General features: G+C 38.2%; 10 protein-coding genes. 5 read left to right on the plus strand and 5 right to left on the minus strand.

Annotated features, from left to right (window positions below; all coding sequences use genetic code 11):
• Positions 1-2 precede the first annotated feature (2 nt).
• The gene (locus ACXAG7_RS02395; RefSeq protein ID WP_408043930.1) at positions 3-779 is read left to right on the plus strand and encodes a TerC family protein; all 777 of its coding nucleotides are present in this window, start codon (positions 3-5) and stop codon (positions 777-779) included.
• A gap of 519 nt (positions 780-1,298) precedes the next feature.
• Positions 1,299-3,572: a TonB-dependent receptor gene (locus tag ACXAG7_RS02400; protein ID WP_476665834.1), complete on the plus strand. Its 2,274-nt coding sequence runs from the start codon at positions 1,299-1,301 to the stop codon at positions 3,570-3,572.
• A gap of 96 nt (positions 3,573-3,668) precedes the next feature.
• Here the strand turns inward: ACXAG7_RS02400 and ACXAG7_RS02405 are convergent, their stop codons facing one another.
• Positions 3,669-3,824: a hypothetical protein gene (locus tag ACXAG7_RS02405; protein WP_408043932.1), complete on the minus strand. Its 156-nt coding sequence runs from the start codon at positions 3,822-3,824 to the stop codon at positions 3,669-3,671.
• A gap of 431 nt (positions 3,825-4,255) precedes the next feature.
• Entirely contained in the window at positions 4,256-6,697 is a 2,442-nt protein-coding gene (gene priA, locus ACXAG7_RS02410) for a replication restart helicase PriA (protein WP_476665969.1), read from the minus strand.
• Positions 6,698-6,768: 71 nt separating this feature from the next.
• On the opposite strand from priA, the gene ACXAG7_RS02415 reads away from it, so the two are divergent.
• Positions 6,769-7,641 (plus strand): alpha/beta fold hydrolase, encoded by an 873-nt coding sequence (locus tag ACXAG7_RS02415; RefSeq protein WP_476665835.1) that lies wholly within the window; start codon positions 6,769-6,771, stop codon positions 7,639-7,641.
• 266 nt (positions 7,642-7,907) lie between these two features.
• Complete coding sequence (locus tag ACXAG7_RS02420; protein ID WP_476665836.1) at positions 7,908-8,255, plus strand: hypothetical protein; 348 nt, start codon at positions 7,908-7,910, stop codon at positions 8,253-8,255.
• 54 nt (positions 8,256-8,309) lie between these two features.
• On the opposite strand, the gene ACXAG7_RS02425 is transcribed toward ACXAG7_RS02420, so the two are convergent.
• Positions 8,310-8,858: a TlpA family protein disulfide reductase gene (locus ACXAG7_RS02425; RefSeq protein WP_476665837.1), complete on the minus strand. Its 549-nt coding sequence runs from the start codon at positions 8,856-8,858 to the stop codon at positions 8,310-8,312.
• A 2-nt stretch (positions 8,859-8,860) separates the two neighbouring features.
• Complete coding sequence (locus ACXAG7_RS02430; RefSeq protein ID WP_476665838.1) at positions 8,861-10,483, minus strand: aminopeptidase P family protein; 1,623 nt, start codon at positions 10,481-10,483, stop codon at positions 8,861-8,863.
• Between the two features lie 167 nt (positions 10,484-10,650).
• Here ACXAG7_RS02430 and gcvT point away from each other — a divergent pair, with 167 nt between their 5' ends.
• Positions 10,651-11,733, plus strand: coding sequence for a glycine cleavage system aminomethyltransferase GcvT (gene gcvT / locus ACXAG7_RS02435; RefSeq protein ID WP_408043937.1), 1,083 nt, complete (start codon positions 10,651-10,653; stop codon positions 11,731-11,733).
• Between the two features lie 33 nt (positions 11,734-11,766).
• Here gcvT and ACXAG7_RS02440 read toward each other — a convergent pair whose 3' ends face one another.
• On the minus strand, positions 11,767-13,194 hold the full coding sequence (locus tag ACXAG7_RS02440; protein WP_408043938.1) for a pyridoxal phosphate-dependent decarboxylase family protein: 1,428 nt from the start codon (positions 13,192-13,194) through the stop codon (positions 11,767-11,769).
• Between the last annotated feature and the right edge of the window lie 62 nt (positions 13,195-13,256).

Consider the following 13,256-nt stretch of genomic DNA (forward strand, 5'->3'; position numbering starts at 1 on the left):
GTATGGAAATATTTTTACAAGCAGATACCTGGGGAGCATTGGTTACCCTGACGTTTTTAGAAATCGTATTGGGAATAGATAATATCATATTCATATCTATTGCCGCCAATAAACTCCCAGAAAGTGAACAAAAGAAAGCAACCAATATCGGATTGTTTTTAGCCATGATTTTACGCGTGGTATTGCTGTTTGGAATTTCCTTATTAATTGCCATGAACGCTCCCTTGTTTCACGTTGAACTCTCGTGGTTCAATGCTGGAATTACAGGACAAAGTTTAATTTTATTTGCTGGAGGGCTCTTTTTACTTTTTAAAAGTACCAAGGAAATCCACCATAAGGTAGAAGGTCAAGAAGAAAACCCAGAAGATGCAGGTACTAAAAAGAAATACAGTCTAAGTCAGGCCATTGTTCAAATTACCTTGATCAACATCGTTTTTTCTTTTGATTCAATACTTACCGCTGTTGGAATGACCAACGGTGTGGAAGGTGCCATGATTATCATGGTGACTTCGGTGATACTTTCGATGATTATCATGATGTTATTTGCCAATCCTGTTGGAAAGTTCGTCAACAAGCACCCAACTATTCAAATGTTAGGCTTGTCATTTCTTATCCTTATCGGGTTTATGCTTATCGCAGAAGCGGCGCATTTATCACATGCTAAACTCTTCGGTGAAGCTATTGGAACCATTCCGAAAGGCTATTTGTACTTTGCCATTACCTTCTCTTTAGGAGTCGAAATGCTCAATATGAAAATGCGCGGAAACAAGAAGAAATAAACGATGTACCCATAAAAATTAAAACCCCGACAAATATAAATGTCGGGGTTTTGTTTTTTTGATTACTTTTGCAGGGTGCAAATCGTTACGAGATACATAACACTACTACAACTTCTTCTGCTGTTGACGCCTTCTGCTATACAGTTGGCGCATACGTTTGAAGAAGATCACGACCACGTTGTGGTGTGTTCAGCTGTAGACGAGCAGCACTTTCACGAGAATAACGTAGAATGTTCCATTCTTCTCTTTCATCTTGAAACTTTCGACTACCAAGTTCCTAAACTTTTAGGAATTCAAACCCTTCCTGAGACCGACAAACAAATTGAGGGCTTTTCGCAAAGTTTACTCACACATACTGTCCAATTAAGATCTTCTAGGGCACCCCCTGTTTTATCATTGTAATATCAAACCCATTTTTCGCTATTCTCTTTTAGGTAATGTACTTAAAAGGCTTGGCACGTATCACTGTGAGATAGTTTTATCTGCAGTTGACCACTATTATAATTATAAAACACGATCATGAAAAAATTATTATTCGTCCTATTTTTTATAGGATTTGCCCAAACATACGCTCAAAGTACTCTTTCTGGTACTATTACAGACACTGATAACCAAGCTCTTTACGGAGTTGAAATCTATGCACCTCAATTACATAAAGGAACCACTTCTAACGAAGCAGGGACTTATGAATTAAAAAATATTCCAAACGGAAAAATCACGATCAATTTTACCTATATCGGATATAAAACCATTTCTAAAACCTTTAACTTCAGCAATGGAAACATTCAATTTGATGCAAAAATGGATGCTTCTGTATTTGAAATCGATGAAGTTATTGTATCGACACCTTTCAACAAATTACAATCGGAAAATGTAATGAAGGTCGATCGTTTGTCTGCAAGAGCCATCCAAAAGGTAGGAGCTCCAACCCTAGCCGAAGGAATCACTGTAATTCCAGGGGTTTCTCAAGTTTCAACAGGAGTTTCTATAGGAAAACCTGTAATTAGAGGTTTGAGTGGTAACCGTGTATTGGTATATACTCAAGGAGTACGTTTAGAAAACCAACAGTTTGGTGGAGAGCACGGATTGGGAATCAACGGTGCCGGAATTGAAGGTGTCGAAGTGATCAAAGGGCCTGCTTCACTATTATACGGATCGGATGCTTTAGGAGGAGTATTGTATATTCAACCTGAACGATTTGCTGCAGAAGGTCAAACCAAAGTAGCTGTTCAACAGCAATTTTTCACGAATACTCAAGGAAGTAATACGTCTTTAGGATTGAAATCATCACTTGAAAACTGGCAATTCTTAGCTCGTGGAACTTATGCTATTCACTCTGACTATAAAATCCCAACAGGACAACTGGTAACCAATACCCGTTTTAAAGAAAAAGACTTAAAGTTAGGAGTTGGTTTTCACCAAAAAAACTTTACCTCTGAGGTTCGTTATAACTACAACGATTCTGATTTAGGATTGACAGAAGGTTTTGGAGAGCAATCGAGAGAAACGCACCTAGAAAACCCATATCAAAATATTCAAAATCACATTTTGAGTATGCACAACCACATCTTCTTTGGTGATTCAAAATTAGATTTAGATTTAGGATATATCGTGAACAACAGAAAAGAGTTCGAAGAGCACGAAGAACACGGTCACGGTGGTGGCGCTGCTCCAGATCCTGATCACGACGAGCACGAAGAAGGAGAAGCTGCTTTAAACATGAAACTCAAGACGTTCAATTTTAATGCAAAATACCACTTACCTAAATTTGGTGCTGTTGAAATGATTGTTGGAGTGCAAGGTATGCATCAGAATAACAAAAACTTTGGAGAAGAAATTTTAATTCCAAATGCCAAAGTAAACGATATTGGTGTATTTACAACAGCCAACTATACATTTGATGAAAATACAGCTTTACAAGCGGGACTTCGTTTTGACAACAGAAACATCACTACTGAGCGTCACGAAATTAAGCACGAAGCTGAGGTTCACGTATTCGAAGCTTTAGACAAATCATTTAATAGCTTTACTGCTTCTTTAGGATTTAAAACTGTATTGTTTGATATGTTCACTACGCGTATCAATATTGCAAAAGGATTTAGAGCACCGAATTTAGCTGAATTAGCTTCCAATGGAGTTCACCACGGTACAAATCGATTTGAAGAAGGTAATGCCAACTTAAAAAATGAGCAAAACTACCAGTTTGACCTTGCTTTAGAATACGGGTCTGAACATTTTGAAGTATTCGCTAATGCTTTCTATAACAATATTAATGATTACATCTTCTTATCTCCAACAGGAGAAGTTGAAGACGGAGCTCCTGTGTATACCTATTTACAAGAAGACGCTAATTTGTTTGGTGGAGAAATAGGATTTCACTTACATCCACACCCATTAGACTGGTTACACTTAGAGAGTAGTTTTGAATCTGTAATAGGAAAAAGAGACAGTAAACGTTACTTACCACTTATCCCTACGAATGTATTTAAAAACACCTTACGTGGAGAATTCCAAGTAAACAATTGGTTAAAAAACAGCTTTGCTTCTTTCGGAGTTCAGAGCTTTATGGATCAAAATCGTGTAAGTGAATTTGAAACTCCAACTCCTGGATACACTATTGCTAATTTAAGTATCGGTAGTGATATCTATATCGGAAAATACAAGTTTACAGGATCGATAAACGTTAGAAACTTATTCGATAAAAAATACATCAACCACCTTTCTAGATTAAAATCTGATAATATCTTAAACCCTGGTAGAAACATCGTTTTCAACCTTCAATTCGGAATTTAAAACTAGCTGAGGTTTCAACCTAATCGAACAAGGGCGCTTACTGTTATGTAAGCGCCCTTGTTCGTATAAGACGAGTAGTTTTTTATAGTGCGGTTATCAGTTTAGAAACACAAATCCGAAATCTTTAACCATAAATACTTGGTTAAACAATACTTCATTGGAAACAACCGGAATTTCAATAAATATGAATCTATTTAAAGCTTCATATCCTTCCTTACTTACTAATTTAATTTTGATGGTTTCTGTTTTCATATCTCTTCGCTTTTAATAACTACACACTGCAAATTACTAAGGAATACCTTGGTGAAGCGTTGATATTAGGCGAAAGAGAATTAACCTACTTTCAATGAATGCTAACTATAGATAAGTCGATAAAGTGTATCGACAAAAAAAAACCCACTCAAAGATTGAGTGGGAAAATTGCTATGAAAAAGAAAGTCTAAGGACGTCTCCAAAGACATTTACAATATACTACTTATTTTTATTTTAACAAAAAAAACTGCGTTTTTTATTAAAATTTAGCTCATTATCAGATTCGAACATCGTTTTTATCAAGCAAACATCTCATTATCAAGCCCCCATACGTACTCAAAAAATACCGTATATGAAGAGTTATAGTGTAAAAACACCCTTGTAGAAGTGTATTTGGTACTCACCAAACCACAGAATCTGCTAAAAAACGTCTAGTAAGGGTCAATGTCGATGATAAAACGTATCGATCTGAAGTCTTTTATCGCTTCAAAAGTGTTTCGAATTTTAAGCAAATGTTGCTTGGTTTTAGCAAGTGATTGTTTTGGTGGTATCTTAATAGTCAGGTTTTTTATATACTGATTCCTCACTCTGGAAACCGCAGGTTCCGTTGGCCCTAAAACCTGATCGCCAAACACATTTTTATAGGCATTTGCCAACCAATTTACCCCTTGATCTACCCGAGCATAGTCTCTGTGCTTTAAGGTAATCTTTACCAATCGATAATAAGGAGGGTAATGAAATTGCCAGCGATCCTGTAGTTGTTCTTTGTACATTTGATGAAAACTGTTGGTCGACACTTGCTGTAAAATCTGATGGTAGGGATTAAAGGCTTGTATGGCTACTTTCCCCTGCTTTTCCGAACGCCCTGCCCTACCCGCTACTTGTACCATTAGCTGATATGCTCGCTCGTGAGCACGGAAATCTGGAAAATTGAGCATGGCATCGGCATTTAAAATCCCTACTAAGGAGACATTTGCAAAATCTAAGCCTTTTGAAAGCATTTGAGTCCCTACTAAGATATCAATTTCACGTGCTTCAAAAGCTCCAATAATTTTCTGATACCCATATTTTCCTCGAGTAGTATCCAAATCCATACGTCCTACCTTGTATTTCGGAAAGAGTTCCTTTAGCTCTAACTCTATCTGCTCAGTACCAAAACCTTTCGTATCTAATGACGTGCTTCCGCAAGCACCACAACTCGAAGGCATCGCTCTTTGATAATGACAATAGTGACATTTCAATACTTTTTTAAATTTGTGAAAGGTCAGACTCACATCGCAGTTAGGGCATTGGGGGGAGTTCCCACAGGATCCGCATTCCACTACGGGTGAATAGCCTCTCCTGTTTTGAAACAATATAATTTGTTCTTTCTCATCCAATGCGGCCTGGATTAACTTTAACAAACGATCGGAAAACAAACCGGTCATCTCTCGTTTTCGATGTTTTTCTTTTAAATCAATGAGTTCGATAGCCGGTAAACGCACATTCCCAAAGCGCCTAGTCAAGCTCACCAATCCGTATTTTTTTTGGGATGCATTGTAAAAACTCTCAATAGAGGGCGTTGCAGAGCCCAATAAAATTTTTGCTCCGTGTTGCAATCCAAGTACTATCGCTGCATCACGCGCATTGTACCTCGGTGCAGGGTCATTTTGTTTATAAGAGCTTTCGTGCTCCTCATCCACGACAACCAAACCTAAATTCGAAAAAGGTAAAAACAAGGCCGATCTAGCGCCTAACACAACTTGTGCTTTCTCTTTGTTTTCGAGTACATTGTTCCAAACTTCAACGCGTTCATTCATGGAATACTTGGAATGAAATACAGCTATTTGTTTTCCAAAAAACTTCTTAAGCCTATTAATTATCTGAGTAGTCAAGGCAATCTCAGGTAACAAAAACAGCACTTGCTTACCTTGCGCTAAAACTTCTTGGATAAGCTTCACATAAATTTCCGTCTTTCCCGATCCCGTTACTCCGTGCAACAAAACTACCGATTGCTCTTGAAACAACTCTTTAATTTCACTGTAAGCCGTTTCTTGAAAATCGCTGAGATCCTTAGTCATTTCCTGATTTCCATCGAATTGTACTCTATCTGTTTGCAGCTCGTAAAACTCAAAGATTTCTTTCGATACTAGCGCCTTTAAGACAGCAGCACTCACCTCAGCCGCAACTTCCAAATCTTTGGCTTTTACTGGCTTTTTCTGTGATGCCAATTGAAAATACGTCATCACAGCCACCCGCTGTTTTTGAGCTCTATTCAGCATTTCCATCAACTCCTGCAGCGCAGTAGAATTATCGTATTTTGCATGCAAACGGACGTACTTGACTAATTTAGGCTTATACGTTTCATAAATTTCCTCTTGGATGTTGATTGCCTTTGCCTCTAACAGCTCATTGATGATTGGTAACACCGTTTTTTTGCCTAAGATATCGACCACTTGATGGATGGTTAATTGCGAATGGTGTTGCAGTGCTTCAAAAATCAAAAAGGCTTCATCTCCTAAACTAGCATCCTCTACAAAATCAACATTTCTATGCAACACAGTTTCACTTTCCAACATAAACGCCGAAGGCAATGCCGCCCTGTAGACATCTCCTAAAGCACAACTGTAATACTGGCTGATAAATTCCCAATGCTTCAGTTGTTCTTCATTGACAACCGGACGATCGTCTAAAATTTGATGAATGTCTTTCGCTTCGTACCCTATAGGTGCCTGCTGATGAATTTTATGAACAATAGCGGTATACACCTTCGTTTTCCCAAAAGAAACCGCTACCCGCATACCTCTTTGTAAAAAGGAGGCTTCCTCTGGTCGAATCTTATAGGTAAAAGCCTTTTGCAAAGGCACCGGGAGTATGACGTCAATAAAGTAGATAGGCTATAATTTTAAAAGAATTCAAAACTACGTATTTTTAAGTATATTGTAAAGGACAATTTACCGAACTTATGCTACTTGAACATTGGAAAAACAAAGGATACCATACTAAGGTACTCCATCGCGATATCTTCATTATTGATACCGGAGGTAACAAGCCTGTGTTAGCAATATTACACGGGTACCCTACCTCTTCTTTCGACTATTATAAAGTACTTGATATCTTAGCACAAGACTACCGAGTTATTCTGCACGATCACCTCGGCTTTGGATTTTCTGATAAACCCACCAACTACTCTTATTCATTAATAGAGCAAACGGATGTTGCTATTGCTTTGTGGAAGCAGTTAGGCATAGCCCATTTAAGTGTCTTAGCACATGATTACGGTACGAGTATTGCCACGGAGCTGCTGGCTAGAAAAGAACAAGCATCCTTGCCTTTTACCATCACAAAGCTTATTCTATGCAACGGAAGTATGCATATAGAACTGGCAAAACTTCGCCCTATCCAAAAACTATTAAAAAACAAACACCTCGGTCCATGGGTTGCTAAATTGGGAACAAAAGCTCTTTTTTCTAGAAACTTAAAGCAAATCTACTACGATTCTGTCCAACTCACTCAAGAAGAAATCGATGTCTTATGGGAGATCATCACCTATAAAAATGGTAGAGCTGCACTTCCTCGATTGAGTAACTATATTAACGAACGATACTTTTTTTGGCATCGTTGGATCGGTGCCCTACGCAGTACTGACACTCCCATTGGCGTAGTGTGGGCCAAAAACGATCCAATTGCGGTTATGGCCATTGCTGAACAACTGCGCAGTGAGATTAAAAATTGTGAATGGTATTTGATTTCTGAAACAGGTCATTTTCCGATGCTAGAAAATCCTAAAATTTGGGTAAATCAAGTAAAATCGGCTTTAAAAAACGACAAAATTTAGTCGATAATATAAACTTAACACTCCCTAAATACGTCCCTAACACAGCCCAATTATCATATTCCTTTTTATTTATAAATTCCTACATAAAAAGACAACCCCACCTTAATCAAAATTACATTATTCGTAATTATTTAACCAAAAAGGGCGTTTTAAAACAAAAACACCCAATTATATGTTAATTTCTTTTTTAAATTCTCAAAATCAAAATTGCTTTCTATCTTTGCACCAGAAATTAATTTAAAGAAAATTCATTAAAAAAAACGAAAATGAAATCATTAGTAAATAACTTAATTTTAAGTGCTTGTATGTTCGTATCAGTTGCAACATTTGCAAACAACGATACTCCTAGTAAAAAAGTTACAAGTGCATTGCGTACTCAGATCGTAAACTTAATTGGGTCTACTATCAAATTAGATACTAAAGAAAACTTAAACGTTCGAGTTTCTTTCTTAGTAAACAACAAAAACGAGATCGTTATTGTTGATGTTATTTCTAAAGATGAGCGTTTAAACAAAATCATCAAAAACAGATTAAACAACAAGAAAGTAGCTAAGACTTCTAATGTGAAGAAACAAGACATCTACATGCTACCTATCAAAGTGAACAAAAAGTAAGCATTCCCGTTATAATAGAATACAAAAGCCGTACGCAAAGCAGTACGGCTTTTTTTATTGGGTAATTAATTCATCTAACAGTTTCCGAAACGACTCGCTGTACCAATTGACAGCTCCTTCTTCATCGATAACTATATTTCCATTACGATCAATAACAAACGTTCGTGGTATCCTTTGAGTTTGCAGTATTTTAGGAGTTGGAGACCCCTGCTGAAAGCTCGGCAAGTCTATATTTTGTTCCTTGAAAAAACCTTGAATTTCTGGCCAACTTTGCCCATTGACAAAAACGAATTTTACCTTTTTATTATAAACTAGGTACAGCTGGTGTATACTAGGCAATTCCGCAACACAAGGCGGACACCAAGTAGCCCAAAAGTTCACAAAAACCACTTCGCCTTTAGCCTGTTCCCACCGAAAATTGGGAGTATTAAGCCCAATGAGCTCCCAATGCATATCGCCCGTATATTTTTGCTCCGATTGCTCAATAACCGTAGGCCCCATTGCTAGCAAGCGAGTAAAAAAAACTTTTCCCGGTTTGGTTAACAATACCGCTATCAAAATCAAGAAAAAACCGTTATACAAGTGATCTTTTGTCCATTTCATACCTACAATTTAGGTAATTTAAATTGATTTAACACGCTCTCCTTACGCATAAGTTTTTCTATGGCTTCTACTGTTCTGGGTGCTTCATCAGATAAATTGACAGGTCCTTCTTTCGTAATCAAGATATCGTCTTCAATTCTGACGGCGATACCCCACCATTTTTTATCACATGGACTTCCGTTAGGGATGTAAACCCCGGGCTCAACGGTCACCACCATATTGACTTCAAAATTATTGTAATTCCCGGGATCATGCACATCCAAACCAATGTGATGTGAGGTTCCGTGCGGAAAATACTGGTGTTTGGTATCGGGGTGGTCAATAATTCCGAGTTCGAATAAGCCTTTGTTAATAATGGCTCTAGCAACCTCACCACTCTTCCAAAATGGATTTCCTGCTACACACTGTGCAATACCCGCATTTTGTGCCTTTAATACCAATTCGTAAATTGCTTTTTGCTCAACTGAGAATTTTCCAGAAGCAGGAATGGTGCGTGTAACGTCGGCTGTGTATCCGCGGTACTCGGCTCCCAAATCCATTAAAACCAATTCTCCTGCAACCTTAGTTTTACTATTCTCAATATAGTGTAAGATACAGCCGTTGTTTCCAGCTCCCACAATTGAAGGATACCCTTCGTACTCCGCACCGTATTTTTTATATACAAACTCATGAATCCCCTGTATTTCAGTCTCTGACATATTGGGCTTCATCGCCTTCATTACTTCTACTTGTCCCATTGCTGAGATCCGAATCGCCTTACGCAATAAGGTCAGTTCTTCAGGTCTTTTAATCTCGCGCATGGTCGCCATCGTTCGAGGTAGAAACTGGTGATCAAAATTTCCTTGTACAGCTAGCATCTGGCGTACCTTGCTGCGTATTTCCTTTTGAAAAGCAACCTCTTTGGTACTGTAAGTTACCAATAAACTATCCTTGGCTAGCGTGGCATCTTCGTTTATTTTTTTACCAATGTATTGAGCAACTGAGGCCGCATTTTCAATTGGAGTCGCTCGAATCAGCTGATACAATTGCTGTTTTGACGTTGGTAATGTTCTTCTACCAACGTAATTTGCAGAATTTTTAAAATGTACCACTAAATCGTACAAATCAACTGAACTCCTCATACTATTGCGATAATCATCCTGAAACTTAAACAACAGTATTTTTTTGAACCTATTAAACTGCCAAGAGTCCGTTAAAAATTGTTCGGTTGTCCTTACTCGGTCAAAAAGCAACTGCTTTTTTGCCGCTTTCATTCCTAGTCGCTTACCGTTCCACAACTCGTAACGCGGGTCTTTCTTCGGCACGTACAGCAACTCATTGTAACGTTGACCAGCATCATCTTGTTGCATATCCGAAAACAACATTAAAACGGCATTAGGTTCTCTAAACCCCGTTAAGTAATAGAAATTAGGATCCTGATGAAATACGTAGTCAACGTCATTGGCACGGTTCCTCATTGTATTGGAAAAAATCACAGCTACGGAATTCGCTGGCATTTTTTTACGCAATTCAGCTCTGCGATTTTTGTGAAAAGTCGCTGATAGGAAATCCTTGGGAACTTGGGCTGCACTCCATTGTACAAATACTAATGTGCACAGGCTTACAATATATCTTTGATAGCTCATGGTACTCGCGTTTTGGTAGTTACTCAAAGTTACACCAAAAACGCTAAGATTGTTAGTATATTAACATAACTTTAGTTAAGATTCCATTGAAATATATAACAAAAATGGACTTTTTGTTCGTTAATTTTTAACTACTTTAGCGGGGTAAAAACAAACAATTATACACAATGAAAAAAACGGCATTAACGCACGTACACGAAGCCCTAGGAGCAAAATTAGTTCCTTTTGCAGGATATACCATGCCTGTGCAATACGAAGGAGTAACGGTTGAACACGAAACGGTTAGAAAAGGTGTTGGTGTATTTGACGTTAGTCATATGGGAGAATTTTTCTTAAAAGGTGAGCACGCGCTTGCTTTAATTCAAAAAATCACTTCTAATGACGCCTCTAAATTAGTTCCAGGTAAAGCACAGTACAGTTGTATGCCAAATGCTGATGGAGGGATCGTTGATGATCTTATTATTTACATGATCAACGACAACGAATACATGTTAGTGGTCAATGCTTCCAATATAGAAAAAGATTGGAATTGGATTTCACAGCACAACGATTTAGGTGTTACCATGGAAAACCGTTCGGATGACTGGTCACTTTTGGCTATTCAAGGACCTAAGGCGGCAGAGGCAATGCAATCATTAACTTCTGTTGACTTATCAGCTATCAAATTTTACACCTTTGAGATTACTGATTTCGCTGGTTTACCAAATGTTATCGTCTCAGCAACTGGATATACAGGATCTGGAGGATTTGAAATATACGTTAAAAACGAAGATGTAGAAGCCGTTTGGAACAAAGTATTCGAAGCAGGAGCTGATTGGGGAATTAAACCTATCGGACTCGCTGCGCGTGATACCTTGCGTTTAGAAATGGGATACTGTTTATACGGTAATGATATTGATGATACTACCTCACCACTTGAGGCAGGCTTGGGATGGATTACCAAATTCACCAAAGACTTTATCAATGCGGAAAACCTTAAAAAACAAAAGGAAGAAGGTATTACTCGTAAACTCGTCGCTTTTGAATTGACAGAGCGTGGAATTCCTAGACAAGGATACGAAATTGTGGATCAAGAGGGTACTGTGATTGGAAAAGTAACTTCAGGAACTATGAGTCCTTCTTTGAACAAAGGTATTGGACTAGGTTATGTTACCAAAGCAAACTCTAAAGTAGACAGCGAAATCCGCATCCAAATTCGAAAAAAACAAATTCCGGCTAAAGTAGTAAAGTTACCTTTCTACAAGGGATAATCCATAAAAAAGAGCTCATTTGAGCTCTTTTTTTTATTGTTTAAGTATTTCTTCAGCGTAAGCATTACACTGCAAAAACGTTTCCTCAATGTGTTCAAAGGTCGTTTTTGGGTTGATTAAACACATGCGCAATACGACTTGTTTGTTTAAAACAGTGGTGACTAAAAAGGCATCACCAGACTCCATTATTTTCTCTGAAATCTTCTGGTTTAATACGTCGATTTCCTTTTCTGTTAAATTTAACCCCAACGGATTGTAGCGGAAATTGATTACTGCCAAGGTAGCTGGGGAGATAATTTCCCAGTTTCTACTTTTACGCAATACTTTCTCTACGCGATCTGCCAAATCGATATTGTAGCTCACAGCCTTTCTAAAAGTATCCAATCCGTAAGTTTTGATCGACATGTAGAACTTAAGTGCTCTAAAGCGTCTCGTCAACTGAATTCCATAGTCGTAGAAATTGATTTCTGACTCATTCCCTTCAATATCTCTTAAATACTCAGGTTTTTCACTAAAAGTACCGCTTAACCAAGTTTTATCTTTTACCAAGAGACAACCAATTTCATAGGGTTGGAAAAACCATTTATGAGGGTCTACCGTCAATGAATCGGCGCGTTCTATTCCGCGAAGTGCTTTCGCTCCCTTATCGCTTAAAATTGCCGCTCCTCCATAGGCACCATCGACGTGCATCCATAAATCTTCTTCTTCACACACATCTGCTATTTCGTGAAGGGGGTCAACCGTTCCCGTATTCGTCGTTCCTGCCGAAGCGATGAAACAAAAAGGTTGCAAGCCTTCCAAACGATCTTTAGCAATGGCGTTCTTGAGCTTATTCATACTAATACGGAATTCCAAATCGGTAGGCAATACGCGAATTTGTTCCTTTTTAAATCCGAGGACTCGAATGGCTTTAATATTCGATGAATGCGCTTGATCTGACAAGTAAATCACGGCCTTTGAGAAATCATCTCCGCATTTAATTCTCCTCGCCGTCACCAACGCCGTTAAATTGGCCATGGAACCTCCACTCGTAAAAATTCCTCCTCCTTGGGCTACCGGAAAATTATACATCTTTAGCAACCAGTTCATCGTTACAATTTCCAATTCAGCAGCTGCAGGCGACACCATCCATCCACCTGAAAATATATTGAATCCCGTAGCCAAGCTATCGGCCATTGTACTGATGTAATTACTCGGTCCAGGTACGAACGAAAATGCTTTCGGGTGTGAAATCACAGTACTGTTAGGAATCACATTGTCCATAACAAAATCCAATACCTCCTCAGCTGGTGTCCCTTCATTGGGAGCTTCTTGCAAAAACACCGAATCCATTTCTTTTCGGGTCGCCCTGATTACGGGTTTCTTATCTCCAATAGAATCCCAATGATCTGCTATAAGATCGACTATTTTATATCCATAAGACTTCATTTCCTCTTTTGATAAATCAAAATGGGCACTCATAATCTTGTAATTTTTAAATTTTCACAAAATTAGTACAATTAAATCCCATGGACAGGGGAAAC

This window comes from Tenacibaculum sp. AWR4_210, assembly GCF_056160945.1.